This is a genomic window from Streptomyces sp. NPDC059247, assembly GCF_042754005.1.
Classification (GTDB): domain Bacteria; phylum Actinomycetota; class Actinomycetes; order Streptomycetales; family Streptomycetaceae; genus Streptomyces.
In genome coordinates, this window is sequence record NZ_JBHYZW010000038.1 from 1 (window position 1) to 24681 (window position 24681).

Consider the following 24681-nt stretch of genomic DNA (forward strand, 5'->3'; position numbering starts at 1 on the left):
TTGGCCCCCCCCGCGCCGCGCCCGGGGGGGGCGGGGTGTGCCGACCTCGCCCCCCCGCGCCGGGGGGGGCCCGTCCACCCCCCCCCCCCCCCCCCCCCCGGCGGGGGGGGGGGGCGCCCCCCGCGGGGGGTCACCCCTGTGGGTGCGGGGAGCAGGATCACCGCGACCCCCCTCCCGAACTACGCCGGGGTCCATCCCCGCGCGTACGGGGAGCAGCGCCGTCAGGCGGGTTCAGCGAACCCCTAAGGGGGTCCATCCCCGCGCGTACGGGGAGCAGCCTGCGCGGTGGTCTCTGGGCGAGCTGGCGGGGTCCATCCCCGCGCGTACGGGGAGCAGTTCCGTCGCCGCCGCCCCCCTGCCTCCGGGGATGGTCCATCCCCGCGCGTACGGGGAGCAGCCTTGCTGACCTGCAGTTCTACCGCAGGTGCAGCTCGTTCTGAACCACTTTCACCGAAACCGGCAAAGAGCCTAGATCGGCCAAAGCGTCAATCGAGGCAGGTCAGTCGCCCGCGGTCCCCGGCAGTAACAGGGAGCAGAGCTACGTGCTTCGGGAGGTGAGTGCCTCGGGCGGGGTGCGGGCTACACCGTCTGGCGAGGCAATCACTTCGAACCCATCCCCGTGCGCGCAGGGGCAGCCTGGCGGCACGTCAGCGGTATGGCGGGGGAGTCGGCCGACACCTTGCGAGGTCCATCCTCGCGGGCACGGGGAGCAGGCATCGGCGAGCTTCGCCTCCAGATCCTCCAGGGGACGATCCCCGCGCGTGCGGGGAGCAGCTTGCTGACCTGCTGTTCTACCGCAGGTGCAGCTCGTTCTGAACCACTTTCACCGAAACCGGCAAGGCTCCTATAACGGTCAAAGTATCGATCGGGGCAGGCCAGTCGCCTGCCATACAGGATCCGGTCCGCGCCAGCAGGAAGCAAGGAGCAGGGCTCCGGGAGGCCCCTGCGGTCAGGGAGCAAGCGGCGCCGTCCAGTGAGGTGCCGGTCGACGTGGGAGTGATCCCTGAGCGTGCAAGGAGGAGGAGCTCTGGCCGCACCGGCGAACCGGCCCATCCCGCGCGCAGGGGCAACGAGGCCCGCTCTCGCGCTGCGAGGGCGGGCCGTTGCCGCATCCGTGCGCCAACACGGAGATGCGGGATATGACCGGTTCCTGGTGCTGCCAGTAGGTCACAGGAAGGAAACTTCCTCAGCCAGGTTCCCCCCCAGGGGTTACAAGAGACAAGGAGAGAAGGTCACCGGCGATACGAACCCCGTCGCCTGCTAGCAGGGTGATATCTCCCTCTGGAGATCAAACCCAATGGTGAGGCCCCAGCTCATTCATTTCGAATGGTCAGGAGGGGTCTACGGAGAGTGGTGTGACGGACCTGATATCCGCTCAGTCTTTCGGCTTTGATCGTGGACGCCAGTGAACCAATCGACCCCTTGAGACCCTCAAGCGATTGGGCTTCCCCGCCCGCACCTGCAACGATTAGATCGCCCGATCGGCGGAGCGCCAACTCCTCCTTTCGCCATGGGTGTTTGTGCTGCCAGTACGAGAAATCGACGGGGCGGGCGCTGCTGTGCTCGCCCCGCTCACACGAGGAAATGACCATGACCGACAAAGCCAGCGGCTCCACCCTGCCCGCTCCGGTGCAGCGGACAGCCGCTCTGGGCGCCTCCCATGTGGCCGGTGTCCTCGCCTTCCCCGGGCTGGGGACCCTGCTGCTGCTCAACGACGTTCCGCCCGAGCAGATCTACCCGATGCTGGGGATATCCGGCGCGATCGGCGTCGTGGTGGTCCTGGCCGCGAGCGGGGGCCGCCGCGTCCTCACCGCTCTGGCCGTCCTTCTGCGCGCGGGCCAGTGAGGAGGCTGTGGGACGCCCGGAGAACCCGGTGGACTTCTCGATACCGGCCCGGGGGCGGCTCGCCGTTCTCCTCCGCGACGCCCGGTACTCCGCTGGCCTCACCTACGACCAGCTCGCCGAAATGACCGGCCGCTCGCCCGCGACCCTGAAGCGGGCCTCCAGCGGGGCGTCCGTCCCCGAGGAGAAGGTCGTCATCGACATCATCCAGGCATGCTCCAACGGCGAGCGGGTAACCGAGGCGCGCCGGGCCTGGAAACGGGCCCGGATGGCCGACCGCGGCCGGTACGACCGGGACATCGGCCACACCCGGCCCGACCTCAGATGCTCGGACCGCCGGGAGCTGGCCATCGGACTGTCCAACGTGTACGAGTACGCCGGAGCACCGACCCTGGACGCACTGGTCGCTCGCGCGGGCGGGAGCTGGGCTCTGCCGCGCAGCAGCGCGGCGGCCATCATCCGGCGGAAGATGCTGCCCGTCTCGATGAACCAGCTCGTCGCCTACCTCAAAGGGTGTGACGTCCCGGCCCGGGTCCACAGCCAGTGGATCTATGTCTGGCTCCTGCACGGAGGGCGCGGGAACCAGCGGTCGACGAAAGCGGGAAGGCCGTCCGTGACCCAGAATCTGACCGCAGACCTGGCTCACATCATCCAGACCGGAGTGGTGGACTCCGAGCGGATGGACGCGATCTTCCGCAACCTCGTGGCGCTGCTGCCCGAGTCCGGTCTGGTGGTGTCCACCAGCATGACGGGCTACGGCGTCTCGCGTGGGCACCTCCGGAGACTGAGGCGCCAGGATCACCACCCCTGGCTCGGCATGATTGTGGTGGACGAGACCGGGCGGCGCGGCGTGCTGTGCGCCGTCGGGAACGACCCCACAGCCTCTCTCTCCTCCTCCCCCTTGGCCTGGCTCCGGCCAGTCGGCGGAGGCAAGGAGTGGACGACCGACCCCGCCTCCCTGACCCTTCTGCGGGACGTTCCCTGACCTTCACGGTCGCGCCGTCGGTCAGAGAGCGCGGGCCGCTGTGCCCGTTCCGTGCAGGCGGTTGAACGCTTCACCACGCAGGGCCGGAGCCGTGCCAGCAGCTCCGTCCCACGCCCATCCGGCTCCAGGCTGTACGCCCAGGCGCGCGATGCCCTCCATCCCTTCAAGGGCGACGCTCTGCGGGGACGGCTTTCAGGCCACGGGTCGTGAACGGTGGTCGAGCTCTTGCCGGAACCGGGCCCAGCCCATCGGAACCGGGGCGTGGCCCCCGGCGTGGTGCTGCCGGGGGCCACGGTGGGCGGGGGTGGCTTACTTGAAGGTGATGTCCCAGTGGATGCCGCCGCCGCGGGGGATCTCGTAGACGTATTCGGCGGTGATGCCGTTGAGGGTGCCGTGCCAGCGGGCGTCGGTGCCGCGCGGCTTGCCCTTGCGCTGGGTGTTCTTGATCCAGTTGGTGACGCAGCGGCCTTCGTTACGGGTGCGCAGGTCGAGCTTGTAGCCCTTGGCGTGGGAGTAGTTGCCCCTGGTGCTGTGGCCGGACTCGGTGCCGCCGGTGATGGTGATGGTGCAGCCGCTGGCCTTCTTCAGTGCGATGACGCCCTGGATGGTGCGGGCGCGGACGCCGTTGAGGGAGGTGCGGCCGACGGGCGGCTTGATGCTGGCGGCGGCGAGCTGGGCGAGGGCCTGGCGCTGGGTGAGGCGGTTGTTGGCGGACGGGGCCGGGGTGGTGGGGGCCGGGGCGGGAGAGGTGCTGGTGGTGACGAGCCGGTTCCAGGTGTCGGGGCCGACGATGCCGTCGGCGGTGAGCTTGCTGCGGGTCTGGAAGGTCTTGACTGCGGTCGTGGTGGCCGGGCCGAAGGCTCCGTCGGGGTTGACGCCGAGCTGGACCTGGGCGGCCTTGACGGCGGCGCCGCTGGAGCCGGGGCGGACGGTGCGGATCAGCTTGCTCCAGGTTCCCCGGCCGACGATCCCGTCGGCCTCAAGACCGTTGCGGGACTGCAACGCCCTGACCGCGTTCGTGGTGGCCGGGCCGAAGGCGCCATCAGCGTCGATGTTGCGGCCGGAGGCGTTCAGCAGGTGCTGGATGGTGGTGACGTCGGTGCCGCGGGAGCCGGACTTCAGGACGGGCCAGGACCTCGCCGTGCCGGTCGGGGCACTGCCGGGACGCTGGGCGGGCGGGGTGCTGGTGGGGGTGAGGTGGGCGAGGTGGCGGAGCTGGGTCAGGGTGCCCTTGTAGACGTTGCGGTCGACGTGGCCGTTGATGCCGGGGACCGTGCCGCGGTCGGTGTACTGCCAGATCGACCAGGAGCGGCCTCCGATGGAGGCGGGCTCCGTCCGACCGTTGTTGTACCGGGGGATCCACAGGGGGCTGCCGGCCAAGACGGTGGTCTGGCCCTTCAGGCAGGTGCTGGTGAAGTCCTTGGAGGTGTAGACGATCGGGGTGACGCCGAAGGCCTGCTTCACCTTGGTGAGGAACGCGGCAACCTGAGTGCTGTTCACTCCGGCGGGGCAGCGGCCGCGGGTCTTCTCCAGGTCGACCACCGGGGGGAGCTGGCCGGGACGGCGGGCGTTGTATCCGGCGGCCCTCGCGGTGCGGATGAAGTGGGCGGACTGCGCGGTGCCGGTGCCGGCGTCGTAGAAGTGGTAGGGCGCGACCATGAGTCCGGCGCCAAGGGCCCCGGCGAGGTCGGCGGCGAACTTCGGGTCACGGAAGCCGGTTCCCTGGGTCGCCTTGTGGAAGACGAAACTCTCTCCCGACGCCTTCACGGAGGACCAGCGGATCGGGTGGGCGTTGTGGTGGCTGGTGTCGATCCCGCGGACCCCGTAGCTGGTGGGGCTCGCGGCGTTCGCGGTGTCGCCGTTCACGCTCACCACGCTGTAGGCGCCGGCCGCGACCGTGGCGGCCGCGAGGCTCTGCACGAATAGATTCCTGACGTTCTTTCGCATCTTCGTCTCCTTCACGGGCCCTGCCGTTCCCGCTGGCAGGCAGGGCGGGGGCCACTTCCGCCGTCCGGTCCGGGCGGCGCTGACGAGTTGAAGATTCGGGGTACCGCCGTTCCATCGGTAACCTGCGCCTGTACCGCCGCGTCCCACTCGTTCCGCAGTGCTGTGACCTGCGGAAAGGAACAGAGCGGAACAGCCCTTGACCACGTGCAGGAGGGGGATCAGTGCGTTCCGAAGACCACGGCGCCCAGGGGGCCGCCGTTCCATCCGTTCAGATCGAGGCGCTGCGCCGCGAACTCGTACGGGTCAAGGAGGACAAGAAGCTCTCTCTCGATGCGTTCGCGCACGACACCCAGTACTCCCGGTCCTCCTGGAACCGGGTACTGAAGGGCGAGGGCTTCCCGCCGCGCGAGGCGGTCGAGCGGCTGTGCTCCCGCCGTCGGCTCGACTCCGCCCGCCTGCTGAAGCTGTGGGACGAGGCGGACACCGCGCGCCGCACCCCGTCCGGCACCGTTCCTCCTCCGACGGACGAGAGCGGGAGCCCCGAGACCGGCATCGCGGCCCGGGCGGCGGGCGCCGGGGAGGAGCTGGACCCGGGCGTGAACGGCGGCTCGGCTGTGGACTCCCCAGCCCCCGGGACCTCTCCGGGCAGCCCGCCGTCCTCCCTCACCGGTCCACGAGCCCAGCCGAAGCCGGGAGGCCCCGGAAGCACGGCAGAACCCGCATCCGGAACCCTTCGACCGGTCGTTCCGTCCGTTCCAGGCCCGCTGGCTGCGCAAACGCCTGCCTCACTCCTCCCGGGCACCTCGGTGGAACAAGCCGCCGGGCCCGTTCCGCCGACCGTCGGGCCCGTAGGGACGGACTCCCTGATGGGGAAGGTGGCGTCGGGCGGCGAGGACACCACCGTCGTCCAGTCGCTCGCCCCCGCCTCCCGCCCGGCCGGCCGGAACAAGAAGAGGAGGAGGGTGCCGGTCAAGCTCCTAGTCCTCGCCGGGCTGGTGGTGGTCTTGTTCTTCGGCCGCTGGGCCGCCTGGCCCGATCACAAAGAGATCGCCTCTCTGCCCGGCAGCGGCGGCCGTCCCACCGACGCCCAGCCGCCCGCGACGAGCGGCCAGCCCCCCGTGTCCTCCCAGCCGTCCACGGACACCGGCACGGAACAGGCCCCCGCCAACGACGACAAGCCCGACGGCGGCCAGGCCACCACACCGGCCGCCGGCACCACCACGGAACCGGATCGAACCTCCGCACCCCCAGCGCCCGGCACGCCCACCCCTGACGCTCCGGACCGGCCCACCACCGCTCCTTCAGGCAGCCCCGGAACGACCGGCATCCCGAAGCCGCGGCCGACCACGCCACCCTCGACCACAGCGCCCAGCACCGTGCCGCTGGGCGCGGAAGGCCGGACGGGCTGCAACCACAACTCCGACCGGACCCAGACGATGGCCAAGGGCATGGTCGGCTCCAAGGTCCGGCAGCTCCAGTGCTTCCTCGTCCACAACTACGACTACGACGGGCTGAGGATCGATGGAACCTTCGGCCCCGCCACCGAGACCGCCGTCAAAGCCGTCCAGCGCTGCTCCGGCATCGAGGCCGACGGGCAGGTCGGGCCCAAGACGTGGAGATACCTCGAGTACCCCATGAGCGGCTGCGGCCACTGAGAGCTGAAGCGCGTCTTGCCCAGGATCGGGTGGTCGCGCTCCGCCAGGACCATCGTGGCCCGGGTGGTCGGTTCTGCACGAGGATGCAGAGGAGGGTGGCGACCGTGGAGGCGGTGATCATGGCGGCGCCGAGAGCGGGCCTGCGGTAGACCGCGTAGGTGATCGCCCCGCCCGTGAGAACCAGCAGGGCCAGGACGATGACGGTGCTCTGGGACACCTGATCCAGCAGAAGCTGTAATCGGCCCCCTGATCGCCGCCCGGGTACCGCCACGCCCTCGCCTCCCGCCTGCAATCGCACTGCCAGGAGAGACCGGCCCTGGCCGCAACCGCCGTACACCGGGAGCATGTCCGCCGTGTCCCCGCCTCCGCCCCACGCTCCTGGATTGCCCGCCACCCGCATCGTCGTTCTCTCCAACGTCCTACACGGTGCCGCAGACCAGCGGCCCCACCGAGATGTCCCAGGGCATGGGGAGCGCAGCCGCGGCTGGGGCGCCGGGAAGGCTCTGCGGCTGAAGGTGAGCGGGCATCAGAGCCCGTGCCAGGCGGGCAATCTGTTCCGGCGGTAGTGCGGCAGCTCGGCACGCAGTGACCGCTGGACGGCCCAGAACCGGGCCGCTTCCCGCACCGCAAGAGCCCAGTCCTGGGGCAGCCGCGGATCGTGCGCCCGCCGGTCGGCATCGGCGAGCCCTTCGCGGCGGGCGGCATAGCTCGTCTGAGTGGCGTACTCGGCCAGCGGGAGGTTGCTGCGGCCGGGCCGTCTACGATGGGCTGGTGGCAGAGGCCGACTGGTCGTTGGCCCCCTGTCCTTCGTTGTGCCCCGCGCCCTCGGTGCGGGGCACAACATGTTCCCAGGCTGTTCTATGGGGCGGGGGTGTAGCGGACGACGGTCGCCTCGCAGGTCTCGGCGTACACGCCCAGGGCGTCAGCCTCGCCCTGGTCAGTTGTCAGGCCCCAGCGGAGCTTGGTGGAGACCCATTCCCCGATGTACCGGCAGTGCGCCTCCGGCAGCGGCGGCACCCAGGTCGCCGGGTCTTGATCGGCCTTGGACCTGTTCGACCGCGCGGAGACCGCGACCAGTGAGGTCGACGCGCCCTGGTCGTTCGCGTACGCCTCCCGCCGCGCCGCCGTCCACGCCGAGGCCCCGGAGTCCCACGCTTCGGCGAGCGGCACCATGTGGTCGATGTCGAGTTTGCCGGGGTCGGTGATGGTCTGGCCGTCGTAGTAGCTGTTCCACCGGCCCCCGGTCAGTTTGCAGCCCGTCTCCACGGTGGGGGCGTCGAGGGCTTCGTCGAGGAGGACCTCCGCGCGGGTGTTGCAGCCGTCGGTCGCGTTGAGCCCGTTGTTCCAGTGTTTGAACTTGGTCCGCTCGTACCCGGTCCTGACCTCGGCGGCGAGGGGGATTCCCTTGACCGCGTCGGCCAGGAGCAGCACGGCAGCGGCCCCCGGTGCGGGAGGCGCCGCCAGGGGGGTGGAGGCTGTGGCGGGGGCGGCGAGGGCGGGCAGGGTGAGGGCGACGGCGATGAGGCCGCGCGTCAGGTTCTTGATCATGACCGCATGCATAGTGGTCGCTGAGCCTCGCCAGGGTGCGATCCCGCCTGCTCTCAACCGTTCAGGGGGTCATGTTCACCGGAGAAACGATCAGGCTGTGGCTCACACGTGGAGATGACCGGCTGGCAGATGCAGTGCGGATGGGCAGCGCCCTCCCGCAGCGCTCCACCAGACGACTGGCCGCGAACGGGTGACGCACGCCCTCAGGAGACCACTCCCATCTGGCGCGACTCTGTCAGCTGTCTGGACTCAGGGCTGGGTGGCCAGGTCCAGTCGGCGTCCCGCTGTCGCTCGGCGGTGTTAGCCCCAGCCCGAGGCAGCGGGGTCGAACTCCTGGCCGGGCCTGCGGTGCCTGTCGGGCCATCAGGAGCGAATGCTCTCGTGGATGCGAGGGGGTCACTCTGGACGTATTTTCGATTTTGCTTCACTCTTTCGAGCTAAGGGTATGTGGCGGTTCAAGATTTTCCGGTGACAGCGTTATTGATCTTGAATCATGCGCCAGAGAGAGTTAGGGAGGGCGCATGGTGCGCCAGGGTGCCACGCGGGCGCACGCCTCGCGAGGAGAATAGTCCGTGATGCCCTTTCTTCTGATGCCAAATGATCATTCCTGACCGGCATTGAGAAGGAAATCGGCCACGGGGGCGAGAATCTGCCCTAGGCGGCTGTTGCGGGTATGTATACCCACGACACTACTAAGAGACATCGGGCCTGAGCTGTAGGTAGTACTGTCCCACTCCCGGCCACTCGTCGGGACGGCAAAGACCCCGGCGTATCTGGTTGGTCGCCTCATCGCCGGGGTCTTGCTACTTCACGCGCCAGTCCAAACCAGGAGCCAATTCCTCATGATTGGTAACCGACGTCTTGCTCCGCTCCCTGCAATTAAGCGGGAGTTGAGCCGTGAACGTATCATCCCTGCACTAACAGTGGTTCAAACCCTGTATGGGCGTGCCATGGCTGTCACGGCCTCGGAAAAGGCCGCGATCGGGCCGGATTTCCCGCCGCCGCCCGCCTCGTCCTGCCCTTCCCAGCCTCAGGGGCAACAGTTCCTGACGGTACGTCTCACAACCTCTCACGGGTCTGTGCTGGTCACTAGCAGGTTCCACCGCCGCTGACGTAGCGAGCCGGATGGCAGAGGCATATGCACCTCGCAGCCCGGTGGAATCGCGATGCTCCGCCCGTCCACTCGACGGGCGGGCGTAAATACCTGCCCTGACACCCCGAAAGAGGTCACAGATGTCCACCCGTTCCCCTGGCGTTCCTCCGCCCGCCACCGGGCAGGGCGCCCGCTCCACACCGACGGCAGACGCGGCTCGGGCCGCGCGTTGCACCGGGGCCTTCCGTGACATGGCCGAGGACGCCGTCATCGTCGCCGACATGCTCATCGGACGCTCCCACGACGAAGCCATCCTGGACACGGACCTGCTCAATACGGCCATCGCCATGCGCACGCTCAGCGAACAGATGATCGCGGCACTCGTCGTGCACCGCCGGTCCGAGGGCAAACCGCTCGACGACTTCGCCCATGACCTCCATCTGACCGTGGACCGGCTACGCAAGAAGTACCCTCCCGAGAGAACTGAACAGGAACTTGCCGCACGCCGCCGCCCTCAGCGCATCAACCGACGCGGAACGACCGAACCACCGGACACTCGCCTCCGCCTCCGGCACCCCCGCCAGCGCCTCGCATGCGCCATGACCCTGACCTTCCGCGCCAGCGAGGTACGCTCCCAGCGAGAACTCGCCGAGCACATGGGCATCGATGCCTCCTACGTCTCCCGGCTTCTCTCCGGCCACCGCGACGCTTCCTGGCAGCACGTCAAACGCATCTCCGAGGTATGCCAAGGCGACCAGGAACTCTTGCAGTCCCTCTGGGACGCGGCAGCATCCGGTCAACCGCGCATCACCACCAGCCCCTGCCAGGACCTGCGCACCTATCTCAGAGCGCTTCTGTACGCCGCCGGATCACCGGACGAGAAGACCGTTCTGCGGTCCACCCAAGGCACCCTCACCGCAGACGAGCTACGCCAGGCCCTCGAAGGCCCTCGAATCCCCTCCTGGGTCGCGGTCAAGCAACTCACCCTGGCTCTGCAGAGCCTGCCCCAGATCACTCTCCCGATGTGGCGGCGCGCTCAGTCCGATCCCACAGCCTCCGGATACCCCGCCGGATCCTTCGGCTGACTCCAGCCCACTGGGGAAGACGACGATGAAGACAGCACCCTCCCTGCCCCTGCTCACCACGGCCTTCTACGCCTTCTACGACCTGCACCGCCCCGTGTACCACGCCTACGCCGCCGCTCTCCTTACCTCCGAGGAAGCTTCCCTGGCCGTAACCCAGTTGTTCGACCTCGTTGCTGGCAACTGGACCACGGTGATGACAGACCCGTCGCCTTCCGCCTGGGCCTGGAGCCGGCACGTACGTACCGTCACCCGCCGCGCTGGACGTACCACCACACCTGCGGAAGACGCGGCCCTGCTCCACTACGCACTGCACCTGAGTATCGACAAAATCGCCACTGTCACGGGCACAGAGCCAGCATCCGTGACCGCTCTGTTGGGTGTCTGCCGCCGCAACCGCCTCCGAGGTCGGTCCTGACGTCCGAAATGCAGGCGTTGGGGCCGTTCCATCGGTCGCTTGACCCGTAGTCAGCGCCTTCCCCAGCGACCCGGCCGACGTCATGAACAACGGCTCGGCGCCGACGGCCTGCCTGAGGCAAGGTGCTCCGGAAGGCCGAGGTACTCATGATTGCTGGCGGACTCCACTACGCCGACTTCGACTCCCTGCCGGACCACTAGCGCCCCGAAAGAACGGAGCACCCACCATGCGCAGCCGCCGCACTGTCACTGCGGAAAGGACCTCACAGGCCCGCCGCGCCCGACGCTGGATCGTCCGGCGGCGTGCAGCCTTGCTCTCCAGCGCCCTGCGCGGCGCCGCCTACGCCACCGGCGCCGGACTCGTCGGCCTCGGCTTCTACCTGATCCAGCAACAGCTCTGACCCTCCGGCGCCGCCGACTCCTGCGCTGGATCGGCCGTCCGGGTGGTCAGAACTGTTGGCCGCGCGCCGGACGCTGGACCAGGTCCCCGCCGTGGCGCATCAGCTCCAGCTACGGGGCGGGCAAACGCCGAGCGACGTCGGCGGCGAGCTGCCCTGCCGCCTGCCCGCGCCCGTCCGGGTCGAGCTGCTCCAGGACCTGGAGCAGCTCGACCGTTTCGCGGGCCTCGGTGAGGGTGAGCAGCGCGAGGCGGGGCTCGTCGGGGTAGGTGCCGGTCACGAGCTTGGTGTCGTAGTCCACGCCGTTTTCAACGGCGCCCACCTGGGCCAGGGCACGGGCGGGCGCCGCGGCCGTCCCGTACGGAGGTCAGACCGCCGCGGCAGCGGCGGAGGGATCTGGCACGCGGGTGGTGTGGCGCCCCGACATCCGGCGCCGCCGTTCTCGCGAGTCAGCTGGCCGGCCCGCAACGCAAGCTGATGAAGACGCTGGCCGCCGACGACTCCTGCCCTGTCGCGATCGGCACCGACATCATCCCTTCTTCGTACGGCCGGCCTCGATGGATGTTCCGTCGCTCGTGGTCCGGCGGCAGAGCGTTGCCGGACGGGGCGAGCACCGCGCCCACGGGCACCCGGGCCACGCTCCCTGGTCGAACAACAAGGCGCCTTCAGCGCAGGGCGAGTTGGCGTATTTCACCTCATCGTGGCGTGATCTCTCCATTGAGCCACCTTGGTGAAGTGTGACTCCCGTCACCATCACCAAGCTCAATGTCATTACCACGTCACACAGCGTCGCTTAAACATCCTGGTCAGCACGCACATCGCAGCTCCCAATGATCACTCTGGGCGTTCAGTTGAACGCTGTACGTAGAAATCGTGAGGGCGCGCATGCGTGTTTGAGGGGTTCGAACGATTGAGTTGGCCGCGTCGGTTCACCTCTGTGCCGACGTTCACCCTCAACGAAGAGGATTCATGTCCGAAGAAGTCGGCGACGACAGTCACGTTCCGCTGGACGTGGACTGTCTGCCGCTCCCCCTGGAGTTCGAGGCGCTCTACCTGCTCAACCAGGTGGCGTTTCACGACCTGGCCCTGGCGGTCCTGGGGACGAACGACGCGGCTGAACGTGCGGTTCACCGCGGCTTCCTGGAGATCCTGAAGCTCTGGGAGAAGCTGTGCGCCGAGAGCGAGGACCTCCAGCAGGAGGTCTGGGCGATCATGCGGCGCACCGTCATATCCGAGGAGCTGCTCACCCTGCGGCAGCAGATGGCCGATCTCGACAGCGGCAGCGGCCTGTACGAGGCGCTGGGGAACCTTCCGCCGAAGCAGTTCGACGTGATGGTCCTGCGCTACATCGGCGGGCACAGCGCCAAGCGGATCGGCTGGTACATGGGCGTCACGGTCAGCACCGTCGACTACCACTGCCGGCAGGCCCGCAGGCGGCTTGCCCCGAAGTACCACCGGTTCCTGCAGGAGACACAGGAGGGCACAGCGTGAGTACCTGGGAAGAACGTCTGGCCGGAGCCTCGACGTGCGAGCCCCGCCGTTCATTCGACGCCGCCGAGGGGCTGCGTCGCCTGGCCTCGGACGCCGGATACCTCCCGCCCGCGAGGGGTGGGCGGTCCGTACACGGCAGCCAGGCCCGCTGGCGCCTCGAAGCTGTCGCACGGTGGGGTGTCACGCAGTCGGGCGCGGTCGCGCACATGCGAAACCTCGCCGACGTCATGGACTGCCCCGACCCCGCGTTCACCTCCTGGGCCGACGGCGACCTCGACCTCGTCGGCTGGTTCGTCTTCGCCTGCCTGCTCTACCTCGCTGGACACCCCGAGAGCGCGCGCTACTGGTGGCAGGCCGCTGCCGGCGCCGGACACGCGCTGGCCGCCTACTGTCTCCACCTCCAGCACCTCGTCGACGGAGAGCTGGAGCTCGCCGCGCACTGGCGGAAGCAGATCGACGTCATCCTGGCCGACCCGGAACGCTCCGACCTTGACCCCGACCAGCGCTCCGCTCTGATCGGAGCCCTGGACCGGTTCACCCGGTACGCGGTCCGCGCCCACTCCTACCGGCCCTTCCGGTCCGTCGCCGTCGCCGGGCTGCAGAAGGAGTTCGAGCGCCTGGCCCACCTCCACGACGACGGCGGCCTGCTGTGCCGCCCCGACCGGCACCTCGCCAACCGGCTCCGCGAACTCACCAGCATCTGACCCAACAACACTGAAGGGAGCCCGCCCCGGGCCCGCCGCCCGGAGGGCTCCCTTCGCCGTCCCCCGATCCGGAAGGAACCCGCCCCGTGCCCACCCCCGCCCCACCCTCCGACGCGCGCCGCAACCGGCGCCGCCGACGGCGGGACCACACCCCAGTCCGCCACTTCGTCCGGGGCCTGAGCTACGGCACCGGCCTCACCCTCGCAGGCCTCCTCGGCTACTGGGTCCAGCAGATGCTGTGACAGCGGGGCCCGGCCCGGCAAAGCCCGGACCGCCCGGCTCTCGCCGGAACGCGCGAAGGGTCCCGCACCCTGAAGTGCGGAACCCTCAGAAGAGCGGGCAGTGGTCAGCGGCCGGTCACGCCCCACCCGGTGTCGCAGCCGCGCCGCAGGCGCGCCGTGATGCCCCAGCCCGGGTCCGGTACGGCTCCCCAGCCGATGTCCCGGTGACGGACCGTGTCGTGGCTCATCGTTCCTCCCCTGTCGTGCGCGGCGTGCGGTTCCCGCCGGTGAAGGGTGACCGTACGCGCCGCTACCGGGGTGCGCCAGGGGTGTGTCAGGTCGGCAACCCGGGACGGGGCGCGGAGTGCTGGACCCGGCCGGTTTGTGCGTCAGACCGCGATTCCGGCTCGGCGCCACGCATTCAGGATCTCGTCGCGGGCTGCCCGCCTTGTGTTACCGAGGTCTGTGGACAGGGCGATGCAGGTGGCCAGGGTCCGGGCCGCGGGCAGGTCGAGAGCCAGTACCGCCAGGACTCGCTCAAGGGCGTCGATCATGCTGCGCATGTCAGTGTGGTGGAAGTCCCGGAGGTAGTCCGGCAGCAGATCGGCGAGGTGCTCGGCGTCGTCGTCGTGGCCGCAGGCCCGGACGAGTGCCTGGTGGCAGGCCCACACCGCCGTCAGGACGTGCGGGCGCAGGATCATGATCCGCACGTTCTCAGGCCGGTTGTCAGCCGTAGCGCAGTCGCTGATCTCCTCGGCGGCGATCTGCCAGGTCAGGATCGGTTCGATGAAGCGGGTGTCGTCCAGGTGGCGCCCGGCAGCCGCCCCCACGACGCCCAGGATCCTGCCGACCAGCCGGGCATCGGCGCTCCAGCCGTAGCCGGACGGCAGGAAGACGGGACGGTCGCGCTCGGTGCTGTTCATTCCGGGGGTCTGCCCAGCGTCCCAGCCGATGACGCACCGCGCCGCGAGACGGCTTCGGCGACGACCACCTGCACGCTCTGGGGGGCCTCAGGCCCGGACGTCGTGAAGTGCAGCCACGCGCTCAGCGTCGCTTGCAGCTCGACGCCCACACCCCTCCAACGCCGTACGCGATTCGTACGCACTTCGTACGCACAGCGTACGTTTCATGGGGTAGGGTGTTGGTCAGGAGGTAACCCATGTCCGAGTTGTTCGACGCGGTCGATGCCTTGCTCGCGTCCCGCGCCACGCTCCCGCCGCCGACGGAGCGCAAGCGGTTGCGCGCCGCCCACGGTCTGACGATCGACGAGGTGGCCACCACCCTGAAGGTGCGCCGTGCCACGGTCAGCGGGTGGGAGTCCGGCAAGACCGAGCCCCGTCCGCCGGAACGCGACGCCTACGCCCGGCTGCTGGACAAGCTCGCGGAGCTCTACCCCGCACCGGCCGCCGGGACCGTGTCTGTCCCTGACGCTGCGGTGCCGGCCACGTTCACCGCCGTGCCCGCCCCGGCGGAAGCCCGGCCGCTGTCCACGGGTCCGGCGTCCGAGGCTGCGGACATGACTGCAACCGAGAACACCCAGACCAGCTCCACCCCCGCCGCTGCTGTTCCGGAGGCCGCGCCGCGTCCGGCGAGCACCACCAGGCCGACGACGTCCCGCCGCCCCGGTGCGAAGAAGGCGGCCCCGGCCGGAACCCTGACGGGTGAGGTGGACCTGCGGTTCGAGAACGGTCCGCTGGCGGTCGTCGACGTCGAGGACGGGCAGGTGCTGGCGTACTGCGTCGGCGGCCTGGTCCTGGACGTGCCTGCCAAGTCCCTGCCGTCCCTGGTGGACTGGACGCTCAAGGAGGCGAAGCTCGGGCAGCCGAAGCTGTCCGGTCCGGGACGGCCGGCCGACCCGCTGATCGTGCTCACCGAGGCCGCGTGCGAGCGCTACGGCCTCCCGGTGTCCCTCACCGAGGAGGAGCGGCTGGCCGGGCGGATTCCGGAGGGCCACAAGGTCATCAAGCAGCTGACCCGCGCCGACTGGCAGCTCACCAAAAGGGGTTTCGGGCCGTGGGCGCGGATCTACCGCCCCGCGAAGGGCTCGGAGCGCCAGTGCGTGCAGCTGTGCATCCCGTCGTGGAACGCGCTGGACGCCCGGTTCTGGGGCGCCGCCGGGCAGCTGCCGCCGGCGGAACTCGCCCGCGTGCTGGGCGTGTACGCGGCCCGGGTGATGACGCCGCGCGGCTCCACCGCTGTCACCGGCCTGGAGTTGATGACCGCGCTGCACCCGCCGACCTACGCCGTGCGGGATGAGGAGACCGGCGTCCTGCGGCAGGCCGAGAGCAAGACGCCCGGCTCGCTGGGCAAGGACCCGGTGGACTGCGCGCCGTGCGAGGCCCCGGACGGGCACCCGGTGCTCAATGCGATGGAGCTGCCGCGCTTCCACGTGCGCGGCCCGGCGGAGAAGGTCTTCGAGGAGGCGTACGACTGGGCGCGGCCGATGACCGATGACGAGTGCACCCTGCGCTACCTGGTCGGCCTGGACGTGAACATGGCCTTCGCCGCCGGCGCGAACGGATTGACCGTCGGCCTCGGTGAGCCGACGCAGGTCAAGAACCCGGTGTTCGACCCGAAGCTCCCGGGGAGCTGGCTGGTCGACCTCAGCCACGTCGACCTGTCCCGAGTGAAGGTCGGCAAGGAGTGGGCGAAGCTGAACAGCAGCCTGTTGCCCTCCCCGTTCACGCCGAAGGGCGACCGCCCGACGGGCCCGGCCTGGTACGCGACGCCCACCGTCGCCTATGCCCAGGAGCTCGGATACGACGTCACACCGACCGAGGCGTGGGTCCGGTACGACAACGGCCGCTACCTGGACGCCTGGTACACGAGGCTCCGTGACGCCTACCTCGCCACAATGGCCGACCTCGGCGTCGACGCCGACCTCGCCCCCGAGGACTTCCTCGCGGCGATGGACGGCTACAAGGCCCGCGACCCGGAGCTGGCGATCGTCGTCTCGGCGATCAAGGCCACGGTCAAGGGCGGTCTGGGCAAGCTCCGCGAGCGGCCCCGGGGCGAGGGCTGGCGGCCGGGCGAGCCGTGGCGCGCCCTGTCCCGCCCGACGTGGCGGCCGGACATCCGGGCGGCGGTTATCTCCCGCACCCGGACCAACCTCCACAGGAAGATCGTCCGCCACGCGGCGTTCACCGGGCAGTACCCGGTCGCGATCCTGTCGGACTGCGTCGTCTACGCGGCCAACGGACCGAGCCCGCTGGACTTCCTGCCCTACCGGGAGGGCAAGCCGCTGCCCGGAGCGTTCAAGCTCGGCATCAACCCCGGCCTGGTCAAGCACGAGGGCACCCAGGACGTCCTGTGGGGCGAGGAAGTCCGCGAGCGGTTCAACGCACCGGAGCTCAACCTCGCCCGGTACATCAAGGACGGCACTGTCACCGACGCCGACAACGGCGAGTAGGGGAGAGAGCAGGCGATGGCCAAGGAGTTCGGGGACGGCCTGGACAAGGCGGTGCAGAAGGCGTTCACCCGCCCGGCACCCAAGTCCGCGGGCCCGCAGATGCGGTACATGGTCAAGCAGCTCGGCGGCACGAAGGCGGTCGCCGAACTGCTCGGCATGTCCCAGCGGCAGGTGGAGCGGTACGTCGCGGGCAAGGCCAAGAAGCCGCGCGCCGACCTCGCCGCGCGCCTGGAGCGCGAGGTGACCAAGCGGTGGCAGCCCCAGATCCGGGCCAAGGCCCGCGAGAAGGCGGCGACGACCGGCGGCATCGTCATCGACGTCCACGCCCGCATGGGTTACACCGCCCCCATCGGCTCCACCGACCAGGACCGCATCCGCCACCTCACCATCGCCCTCCCGCCCCGGCACGCCGCCCGCATCCTCGACGCCCAGGCCCAGGGCGCCGACGAGGACCGGCTGCGCGAGCTCACCGCCGAGGCCCTCAAGGAGACGTACTTCCAGGACAACGGCAGCCGTGCCGGGTCCCTCGAAGAGGTGCGGATCACCGACGTGGTCCACCTGGACTTCGAGCTGTAGGGGCCACGTTCGATGGCTGAGGGGCGCATCCCCACGGGGATGCGCCCCCTGGGCGCCGCGCTGGAACGCGGTGAGCCCGGTCCCTGTTTCATGGTGCAGCCACGACGCCAGGGGGACCTCGGCAGTGAGTGCCGGAGGCAGCGTTAGAGCGACCATGGCATCCGATGCCCCGCTTCGGCAATGGCACCTGGACGAAAGTGAATGAAAATAGTGGTTTTGTTCCCCTGACCTGCGGTTTTCGGCTGGTCGGGGTTCTAGTCGGCCACCCATTCGCCATCCCCCGGTAGTGAACGCCTGGACGCGCGTGCATCAACGACTCCACCTCGGGGGCCACGCATTGTGATGGTCAGGTCACTGGTGAGAGGATCAGTGCAGTTGGCGGGCAGACCTGGAAGTCGCCGCCGACAGTTCACGGTGCAGCCCATCTCATCGCGCCCTCAAGAGGCGTGACATGACGTCAGGCAGGTATCAGACATGCGTACGACCTCCCCTCCGCCGGCTCACGGCGGCGGCCCTTCGCAGGGAGCTCTGACGACCACGGAACTGATCATCGTGGTCGTGGTCGTCCTGGTGGCAGCGGGCCTTACGGCCTTCGGGATGCCGGTGTTCGGCGCCGTCGAGTTCATCGTCGGCGCTCTCTGCATCGCCTGCCGGTCCGTCAAGGCCATGCGCGCGGCGGAAGCGCCGCCGTCCGAGGCTGTCTGACAGTCCTATGGGACGGCGTGAGAACGCCGTTGCCGCCGGTACCCGGCAGTCCGAAGCGCTCGCGCTGTGGCTACGTGCCCAGCGCGAGCGCCAAGGCGTCACCTACGCGGCAATGGCCAAACTGACTGGACACCAGTTCACCGCGTCAGCGCTGTCGCGCGGCGCCGGCGGCAGAGTCCCGTCCCGCCGCCTGGTCCTGGCATACGCGACCGCATGCGCCGCGGACACCGGGGAAGCGATGCGTTTATGGAAGGCCGCGCGCAGGGCCGAAGAAGAACGCCGACGCCGCGCGGGAGTCTCTCCGGAGTTCCGGGACCTGGCCGTTTCGCTCCGCTCGGTGATGACCCACCCCGACCTCATCGACACCTTCGGCAAGCTGCACGACGTCATGGTGGAAATGCGGGCCAGAGAGGGGCAGCCGTCCCTGAGCACCCTGCAGACGGCGGCGGGGCGGACCTCCGACGGCCAGCGCCACCGGCTGCCCAAGAGCAGTCTCAGCGTCATCCTCAGAGGTGAGGCTGTTCCCTCACGCGCTCACCTCACAGCGTTCATGGAAGCCCTGAACGTCTCCCCGGGCAATGTACGGCGCTGGCAGCAGGTATGGGACCGCCTCACGGAGAGCAGTGCCCGGAGGCAGTCCGTGGCCGTGACAGTCAAAGTGGTGGATGCCCCGCCGGCCGAAGAACCTAACGGGCACCCCATCCCACCCAGCGACGGCACCGCGGATCTCGACCACCTCCGAGGGCAGGTTCTCCTGAAGACCGTACTTCTCGCCGGACCGGGCGTGCTGCAGGGCCCCCGGCTCGCATGCCCCCCGGCCGGCGTCACCCGCTCCGGCCTGCCCATCAGGACACCACGCCGCTACGCCCCCCCGTCCCGGCCCCAAGTGCCGCCCGGCAGCCTCACACTCATCACGCTGCTGCCCCGGGAGACTCCTCCCAGCCACCCCGCGGCCATCAGGAACCCGGCCGTCCCGGAGTGCCATCCGGTGAAGACCACCGTGCCACCGGTTCCCCGTAGACGCAGAGGCCGCACGGACGAGCACTGGCTCCTCAGCAAGCTACGACAGGCACACTCGCGCTGGCCGAACTACTGACGCCCCTCAGCCAGCTCCACCACGTAGCCGTGGTCCCCGGTGCCCTTGCGCAGGATGCGGCACGGAGGCCAGCCTCTGGACACAGGCACCCCGTGGCCTCCTGTCCTCATGCACGATCACGAGCAGCAGCAGCCGGTCCCGGAGCGCGGCAAGATCCTGGACGCCCTCACCCGGGCCGAGCGCGCCACCGTCACCCGGCCCGCGCCGAAATCCGCAAAAGCACAGATGAAATTCCTCCTCACGCGAGCGAAGGGGTCGACCACCGCGCTGGCGGAGCGCCTGGGCGTCTCGCGCCGGACCGTGGAGCGCTACCGGGCCGGAAAGCTGACGACCCCGCAGAAGCGCCTCCAGGACGCCCTGGTGGAAGAGACCGAATCCGAGTGGCAACCGCAGGTCAGAGCACAGGCACGCGCGGCGGCGTCCACGTCCAGGGGGATGATGGTGGAGGCGACGGCGTACTTCGGATTCACCTGCACGGGCAGCTCGGACGACGGCCGCGAGCGCCAGATCACCACGGACATCTCGCCCACCTACGTGAAACAGATCCTGGAGCTCCAGGAGGCCGGTGCGACGGAGGAAGACCTTCACTCCATCATCGCGGAGGCCATCACCCAGTCGTACTTCACGGAATGGGGCACACGCGCCGAGGGCCTGCGAGCGGATTTCACGTCCGTGTCATCAATATCTTTCCGGTTCTGACCCGGCCGAATTCAGGGCCTGCTATAAAACGTATCAGCGGGCCGCCGTACAGCGCTCTGGCGGCGGCCCGCACCGAATCCTCACCACGAATGCGAGGCCGATGATGACCACGCCCTGGCCGCCCCGGACCACCGCCCGCCGCCCGCTCGCCCCGCGCGTCGCCGCGCCCCGTGAGCCGGTCGACCCGGCCCGCATCGGCCGCCGCGTCGTACGGCGCCGGGCGAAGGGCATGGACGCCGACGCCGTCGCGGCGGCCCTCGAGGACGCCCGGTTCGACGCCCGGCAGGCATCCCGGTACGAGGACCTGGCCGACGACCTCCGTGGCCCGGCGGAGCTCGCGGAGTGGGAGCGCATCGCCGTGCTGCTCGCCGCCGCCGGGCCAGGCACCGTCTACGGCCCGGACGTCGACGACGTCGTCCAGGCCGAGTTCGCCGCCGACGCCGCGGCCGCCGCCGCCCAGGAAGCCGAACTGCGCGAAGCCGTCCGGATCGCGGCCCGCGCCAACCACCTCCAGGTGCTGCGCGACCTCGGCACCCTGGACCAGGCCGAGCCGGCCGAAGGCGACGAAGCCGTACGTGACGAGCTCACCCGCCGCGCGGGCGGGTACGCCCAGGACGACGTCGACTCCTGGCTCGCCCACGCCCTGGCCGCGCACCGTGGCCACTACCGCGACCCCGCCACCCGCGAGGAAGCCACCGGCCTCCTGACCCCGCCGGTCCTCGCACACGCCGCGCTGCTCACCGAACTCGTTCGCCTGGTCCCCGACTCCGACATGGAGCAGCTGGCGTTCGCGGCCCGTCTCGCCACCACCGAGCCGGAGGCCACGGGCGCGCTCGCCGCGTTCCTCACCCGCGCCCACCCCGCCCCTGATCACCGCCCCTGATCACCGCCCCTGATCACCGAGCGTGCACATCGAACTGTCACGCCCCGGTGTCACGCCTCCTCGATCCGGCTGTCACGCCGGGTGTCATGCTGCCCATCGGGCCCGCAATCACGGGGCTGACCCCCGGTTTCCGGCTCCCCACCGAACAGCGTGACACCTTCACCAGATACAGATACAGAAAGTAACCGCCACGTTCGATGCACCCTGACCTCCGGACACTGCGCCAGCGGCTCGGGGCGGGCCTGCCCGGAGGCGGTCTTGCACCCCATCAGTAGGTACTACAGGTAGTACCTATGCGCGGGTTGAGTCTCCTTCCCTGTGAGGGCGAAGCTCGCCGCGCGGGCAGCATCACCCGTCCCTCGCCTAACTGGAGGCCGACCCCGCCTCTCTGGCGCACATGATCCTTCCCGGCCCTGCACGGCCGACTACAGCGCCCTGACGCCCTTCGGGCCCCCCTCTGGATGTTCAAGGCCCTGAAAGGCGCCCACAGCGGCGTACAGCCTTTCGGGCGGCGGTAAAACGCCCTGCGCCTCGCTGTCCCGTCTCATCGAAGTTCGACCGCTCTCGCCGCTGGACTCCACATCAGGTGAAACGCACGGTCAGCCTCTCGTCCGGCGCGTTCGGCTCGCCTTCCTCGGCAGCTCGGATCAGGACGGATGCGATCGCCTCAAACGCTTCATCGCCCATCCGGTCACGACTGACTTCTGCGTTCTCCCAGACGATCTTGACCGGGCGCTCGATATCCCTGCTCAGCCGGTCCCACAGGGCGTCCAGGTTGTGCCCGTAGTACGGACCGAAGTCCAGAGGCCCAGCAAGAACCCGGTGCAGGTCCGCCTGGCTTCCGATGAGTGCCCCGTCAATGACGACCCGCACGGTCCTCCACCTCTCCAACCAGCCAAGCGACTCCACGAAGCCCCGCCCCTGCAGGCATCGCGCCCCGAACCCTGACAGTCAAACTTCGCTGAGACAAGCTGCCACCGATCAAACTTCGTTAAGACTCGTCACTCGCCAACGGCCCCACGACGCGCGCCGCGCCCTCCCCTCTCGGTCGCCGCCTCTCGCTGCTCCCGGGCCGAGCTCTGCTTTCAGGGGGAAGGAGACTCAACCCGCACGTAGGTACTACCTGTAGTACCTACTGATGGGGTGCAAGACGCGCTCCGCCTCCGCCGGGCCGCGACCACCTCTGGCTGTCACCGGCTGGGTGCAGCGCCTCGTACTGCTCTTCCGCCGACGTCCTGCTGCTCCTGATGGTGAAAGGGTGCAAGAGGGCCGCTGCGCGTCCGGCGAGGAGTACGGCGCAGCATTCGCACGGTCCAGTCGGCGCACGGATGCTGCACGTGTAGCAAGGCCAGCCTCACCGTGCAGCAGGCGGCCACTGCTTCCGGGACGGCCCCGCAGTCGCGGGCTGCCGCAACCAGCGCGCTCGAGGGCCATCTGCAGCCGACGCAGAGAAGCGGCGCTGCACCGGGGTGCAACGCCGCTTCCAGGGGACAGGGGTCAGGTTCGCCGGCGGGCAGCGAGGTCGATCGGCGGCTCCAGCCGCCTCTGCCGCTCGGCTGCCTTCGCCCGCTTCTCCTCCTCGTACGCCTCGACCTGCTGTTCGTACCGTTCCTGGAAGTCGGGGTGGTCGAAGCGGTCGTCGTCGTCCATCGCGCCGATCGCCTGGAGTTGCTCGGCAGGTGTACGGAACCCGGCGATCAACGGGCTGAGCCGGTAGACGCCGTTGCCTTCCTTCCACACCATCCGTGCGAAGGCGAGGTGCTGGAGGGCGCGGGTGACCTTGGACCTGGTGACACCGATCTCGGTGGCGATGGTGCCGTGGGTGGCCAGGCAGCGCCCGCCCGGCTCCTGGCGGCCCAGGAGGTGGATCAGCACCGGGTAGGAGGCCGGCGGCATACCGCGCGGGGTGAAGACGAGGGCGTTGTTGGCCGTCCAGACGTACTCGGGGGCCGCGTGCTCCATAGCGATCGTCATGACGTCCCATCCTCCTTGGCGCGGGCCTGGGCGCGCGCCTTGTCCTCCCGGAGCGGCTTCTCCGACGGCTTCGGGAGCCGCCGCAGTTCCCTGAACACCTCGGGCAGATCCGGATTGTCCTCGATGGCGTCCAGCAGGGAGAGCTGATCCACCTTCAGTGTCCCTTGCGCCCGCATACCCGGCTTCGGCTCCACGGGCACCCGTCCGCCTCGCAGTGAAAGCCGCGGGTGCAGTTGGTAGAGGCCGGCCTTCACCTTGGCGGTCACCCCGAGGGCCCCTGTGTCCTTGAGCGACCGGGAGATCTGGGACTGCTTGACCTTCAGGAGCTTCGCCAGCGTGCTCTGGGTCGCTTCGACGGTCCCGCCGGGCTTCTGGATCCCCATCATCCGGATGATCAGCCGCAGGGTGACGATGTCGTCGCGGTAGTAGTCGGACAGCCAGCACAGGAACTCCTGGCTGTCCATCACGAAGTCGTCGCCCAGGAAACCGTCGCTGGTGACGGGCGGCTCGACACTGGCCCGGTAGCCGTCCGGCAGGTTGACCACGTTGGTGCGCCGCAGCGCCCCGGGTGCCCGGAACGCGCTGGGTGGCGGAGGCGGCGGAGCTCCGGGCGAGGCCGGCCTCCGGCGCGGCTGCTGCTGGGGCTGTGCAGTCATCGCGGGGTTCCGCTCCTCAAGATCCGTAGGGCCAGGCAACGGCAGCATACTCGATTGTGCCCCTGGTGCACTTTCATGTCCCCCGGATGCACTTTCAGCGTGTCGTTATCACCCGGGGGTGATTTCTCTCCCCCGCCGCCCCGTGAGGGGCCGCGACGACCGCCAGCTCCCAAATGTCCCCCCAGTGCACAATCTGCCAACCGGTACCGTGGCACCCTCCGGGCAGATTGTCCCCCTGGTGCACAAACCGACCTGGTTTTATAACCCCGGGGCGATAACTGGCCTCTCGATTTATCACCCCGGGGTGATACTCCAAGCGGCACCAAAACGCCCTGACCTGGGACGATGCGAAATCTCGTTCCCCTTCTAGAGCGTGTGCGCGCGTGATACCCGAACCTCCGGGCGCGATCAACCACCGACACGCCGCAGTCTGAGGCCGGGTCTCCACCGGCATTCGCTGCCGACTGCGGGCCGGGCACCGGGGTGGCGGGCGAGGCTTCGCGTGCGGGTACGCACTCCCTCTGCGGGCCGTGGACGGCACCAGCGGCTCTGAATCTCGGGTGGTGCCGACCCCGACGGACAAGCCGCAAGTAGCGCGGCTGAGGCTGGTGACCGGTTCCGCCGCACGGCCTGGCGGCCACTCGGCTCACGTACCTCCGCACCACGAATTCAGCCTGTCCCATATCTCAGGTAACGTTCTGTGGCCGGGGTCTCCACCACCGGAATTCAGTAATCTGACGGTCCATGGTGGAAACAAACTATGGGGTTTCTCTACTCGAAAAAGCGCGCCCGGCCGGGTTTGTCTGGGGGCGTCCCGTGTTTCCGCCAACGGTACATGGTGCATCAACCCGATGCACCCGCTACACTAGAACCCGACACGAACGAGCGACCCCCACCCCTCCATAGCCAGCCAGGCCCACGCAGTGGGCCCCAACGGTTCTGGAGGCGCAGCCGGAAGGACCGTCAGGCGGGGGAGCGCAGCGGACCCGTCCCAGGGAGGGCGCAGCCCTCCCCTCCCCCTCCAACTCCTCGACAGGAGGCCCAACCAGCCGCACCGTCAGGACCCGATCGGTCCGGCCGCGCATCGCACGGCCCGCCGGGCGCGCAGCGGCCGGCCCCACTGACTCCCGGAGCGCAGCGCAGGGAGCCGCCCACGCTTCGCGTGGGCGAGGGGAGCGCAGCGACCCGCTCCCCTTGCACATCGCGCAGCGATGTGGTACCCGTCTCTTATACACAAAAGAAGCAGCCCACGATAGGGTGGGTGTATATATCGGTGGTCGCCGGATCAATAAAAAACGGG

At 69.4% G+C, this 24681-nt stretch carries 22 protein-coding genes and 1 CRISPR repeat array; of the genes, 14 read left to right on the forward strand and 8 right to left on the reverse strand.

Annotation, left to right across the window (positions count from 1 at the left end; genetic code table 11):
- The first annotated feature begins 125 nt into the window (after positions 1-125).
- A CRISPR array of direct repeats spans positions 126-398; the repeat unit is 30 nt; unit sequence GGGGTCCATCCCCGCGCGTACGGGGAGCAG.
- Between the two features lie 1192 nt (positions 399-1590).
- The gene (locus tag ACFXGN_RS31740) at positions 1591-1845 is read left to right on the forward strand and encodes a hypothetical protein (protein ID WP_384865730.1); all 255 of its coding nucleotides are present in this window, start codon (positions 1591-1593) and stop codon (positions 1843-1845) included.
- A gap of 7 nt (positions 1846-1852) precedes the next feature.
- Positions 1853-2827, forward strand: a complete 975-nt coding sequence (locus ACFXGN_RS31745; RefSeq protein WP_384865732.1) for a multiprotein-bridging factor 1 family protein — start codon at positions 1853-1855, stop codon at positions 2825-2827.
- Positions 2828-3136: 309 nt separating this feature from the next.
- Here the strand turns inward: ACFXGN_RS31745 and ACFXGN_RS31750 are convergent, their stop codons facing one another.
- Positions 3137-4774, reverse strand: a complete 1638-nt coding sequence (locus ACFXGN_RS31750; RefSeq protein ID WP_384865734.1) for a GH25 family lysozyme — start codon at positions 4772-4774, stop codon at positions 3137-3139.
- A gap of 221 nt (positions 4775-4995) precedes the next feature.
- On the opposite strand from ACFXGN_RS31750, the gene ACFXGN_RS31755 reads away from it, so the two are divergent.
- Complete coding sequence (locus tag ACFXGN_RS31755; protein ID WP_384865736.1) at positions 4996-6429, forward strand: peptidoglycan-binding protein; 1434 nt, start codon at positions 4996-4998, stop codon at positions 6427-6429.
- 858 nt (positions 6430-7287) lie between these two features.
- Here ACFXGN_RS31755 and ACFXGN_RS31760 read toward each other — a convergent pair.
- Positions 7288-7977: an HNH endonuclease family protein gene (locus ACFXGN_RS31760; protein WP_384865738.1), complete on the reverse strand. Its 690-nt coding sequence runs from the start codon at positions 7975-7977 to the stop codon at positions 7288-7290.
- A 1344-nt stretch (positions 7978-9321) separates the two neighbouring features.
- On the opposite strand from ACFXGN_RS31760, the gene ACFXGN_RS31765 reads away from it, so the two are divergent.
- On the forward strand, positions 9322-10155 hold the full coding sequence (locus tag ACFXGN_RS31765; RefSeq protein ID WP_384865740.1) for a helix-turn-helix domain-containing protein: 834 nt from the start codon (positions 9322-9324) through the stop codon (positions 10153-10155).
- 25 nt (positions 10156-10180) lie between these two features.
- Entirely contained in the window at positions 10181-10570 is a 390-nt protein-coding gene (locus ACFXGN_RS31770) for a hypothetical protein (protein ID WP_384865742.1), read from the forward strand.
- 509 nt (positions 10571-11079) lie between these two features.
- Here the strand turns inward: ACFXGN_RS31770 and ACFXGN_RS31775 are convergent.
- Entirely contained in the window at positions 11080-11289 is a 210-nt protein-coding gene (locus ACFXGN_RS31775) for a hypothetical protein (protein WP_384865743.1), read from the reverse strand.
- A gap of 647 nt (positions 11290-11936) precedes the next feature.
- Here ACFXGN_RS31775 and ACFXGN_RS31780 point away from each other — a divergent pair.
- The 3 genes from ACFXGN_RS31780 (at position 11937) to ACFXGN_RS31790 (ending at position 13404) form a co-directional block, all read left to right on the forward strand.
- Entirely contained in the window at positions 11937-12458 is a 522-nt protein-coding gene (locus ACFXGN_RS31780; RefSeq protein WP_384865745.1) for an RNA polymerase sigma factor, read from the forward strand.
- Positions 12455-13162: a hypothetical protein gene (locus tag ACFXGN_RS31785; RefSeq protein WP_384865746.1), complete on the forward strand. Its 708-nt coding sequence runs from the start codon at positions 12455-12457 to the stop codon at positions 13160-13162. Before ACFXGN_RS31780 ends, ACFXGN_RS31785 begins: the two co-directional genes overlap by 4 nt.
- A gap of 86 nt (positions 13163-13248) precedes the next feature.
- The gene (locus ACFXGN_RS31790; protein WP_384865748.1) at positions 13249-13404 is read left to right on the forward strand and encodes a hypothetical protein; all 156 of its coding nucleotides are present in this window, start codon (positions 13249-13251) and stop codon (positions 13402-13404) included.
- A 104-nt stretch (positions 13405-13508) separates the two neighbouring features.
- Here the strand turns inward: ACFXGN_RS31790 and ACFXGN_RS31795 are convergent, their stop codons facing one another.
- The gene (locus ACFXGN_RS31795; protein ID WP_384865750.1) at positions 13509-13631 is read right to left on the reverse strand and encodes a hypothetical protein; all 123 of its coding nucleotides are present in this window, start codon (positions 13629-13631) and stop codon (positions 13509-13511) included.
- Positions 13632-13772: 141 nt separating this feature from the next.
- Positions 13773-14306: a hypothetical protein gene (locus tag ACFXGN_RS31800; RefSeq protein ID WP_384865752.1), complete on the reverse strand. Its 534-nt coding sequence runs from the start codon at positions 14304-14306 to the stop codon at positions 13773-13775.
- A 236-nt stretch (positions 14307-14542) separates the two neighbouring features.
- Here ACFXGN_RS31800 and tap point away from each other — a divergent pair, with 236 nt between their 5' ends.
- The 6 genes from tap (at position 14543) to ACFXGN_RS31830 (ending at position 20751) form a co-directional block, all read left to right on the forward strand.
- On the forward strand, positions 14543-16792 hold the full coding sequence (gene tap, locus ACFXGN_RS31805) for a telomere-associated protein Tap (protein WP_384865754.1): 2250 nt from the start codon (positions 14543-14545) through the stop codon (positions 16790-16792).
- A gap of 15 nt (positions 16793-16807) precedes the next feature.
- Positions 16808-17368 carry a telomere-protecting terminal protein Tpg gene (tpg, locus tag ACFXGN_RS31810; RefSeq protein ID WP_384865756.1) on the forward strand — a complete coding sequence of 187 codons (561 nt, stop codon included), beginning with the start codon at positions 16808-16810 and terminating at the stop codon, positions 17366-17368.
- Between the two features lie 474 nt (positions 17369-17842).
- Positions 17843-18073, forward strand: coding sequence for a hypothetical protein (locus ACFXGN_RS31815; protein WP_384865758.1), 231 nt, complete (start codon positions 17843-17845; stop codon positions 18071-18073).
- A gap of 7 nt (positions 18074-18080) precedes the next feature.
- Positions 18081-19169, forward strand: coding sequence for a helix-turn-helix domain-containing protein (locus ACFXGN_RS31820; RefSeq protein ID WP_384865760.1), 1089 nt, complete (start codon positions 18081-18083; stop codon positions 19167-19169).
- Between the two features lie 108 nt (positions 19170-19277).
- A complete protein-coding gene (tpg, locus tag ACFXGN_RS31825) occupies positions 19278-19868 on the forward strand; it encodes a telomere-protecting terminal protein Tpg (protein ID WP_384865762.1) in 591 nt (196 codons plus the stop codon).
- Between the two features lie 100 nt (positions 19869-19968).
- On the forward strand, positions 19969-20751 hold the full coding sequence (locus ACFXGN_RS31830) for a hypothetical protein (RefSeq protein ID WP_384865764.1): 783 nt from the start codon (positions 19969-19971) through the stop codon (positions 20749-20751).
- 582 nt (positions 20752-21333) lie between these two features.
- Here ACFXGN_RS31830 and ACFXGN_RS31835 read toward each other — a convergent pair.
- The 3 genes from ACFXGN_RS31835 to ACFXGN_RS31845 form a co-directional block, all read right to left on the reverse strand.
- Positions 21334-21624 (reverse strand): barstar family protein, encoded by a 291-nt coding sequence (locus ACFXGN_RS31835; RefSeq protein WP_384865766.1) that lies wholly within the window; start codon positions 21622-21624, stop codon positions 21334-21336.
- A 624-nt stretch (positions 21625-22248) separates the two neighbouring features.
- Positions 22249-22725: a hypothetical protein gene (locus ACFXGN_RS31840; RefSeq protein WP_384865767.1), complete on the reverse strand. Its 477-nt coding sequence runs from the start codon at positions 22723-22725 to the stop codon at positions 22249-22251.
- Positions 22722-23381 carry a hypothetical protein gene (locus ACFXGN_RS31845; RefSeq protein ID WP_384865769.1) on the reverse strand — a complete coding sequence of 220 codons (660 nt, stop codon included), beginning with the start codon at positions 23379-23381 and terminating at the stop codon, positions 22722-22724. The genes ACFXGN_RS31840 and ACFXGN_RS31845 overlap by 4 nt, the downstream gene beginning before the upstream one ends.
- Between the last annotated feature and the right edge of the window lie 1300 nt (positions 23382-24681).